The 466-nt window shown below is 29.6% G+C and carries 1 protein-coding gene; it reads right to left on the bottom strand.

Translation table 11 applies throughout. The annotated features are described in order from the left end of the window. Nucleotides 1-4: 4 nt before the first annotated feature. The coding region (locus D3D01_RS22770; RefSeq protein WP_199725619.1) for a DUF4888 domain-containing protein at nucleotides 5-466 on the bottom strand (462 nt) is incomplete at its 5' end.

Genomic DNA, 466 nt, shown 5'->3' with positions numbered 1-466 from the left:
AGGTTTATTCAATTGTGATTTTGTTGATTAATCGTTTTTCCAACATCAATCCTTTATTGTCTTGATAGTTATCTCCAACTTTGCCTGTTATTTTAGGTATATTATTTTCTGAAGTGTGAATTGTAATAGTATCTCCGTCTTTAACTAAACCTTTAGATTTTAATTGTTTAGTTAGAGAATTCCATATAGAATTAGCATCAACTCGATCATTCAAATTTGCAGGTGGCACATTTATTTTTTCCATATCAATATGCAATAATCGAGAAAAATCCGCTTTATAGGAGAGGAAATCTTCATTAGAGTTACCAGGTGCAGAGACTTTCGTTGAATTGCCAGAATTTTGTAAGTAGGTAACATCAATTGTTTCATATTCATTTCCCAAAATTATATTTGAATCAATTAAAGAATCTTTAACTTTTTTCCACAATTGACCTTCTGTCATATTTTCTTCTGCTTTTGCTGTTTT

Origin of the sequence: Haloarcula sp. Atlit-7R (assembly GCF_003666065.1) — an archaeon.
GTDB lineage: Archaea > Halobacteriota > Halobacteria > Halobacteriales > Haloarculaceae > Haloarcula > Haloarcula taiwanensis.
This window is presented reverse-complemented; position numbering and strand designations above follow the sequence as displayed.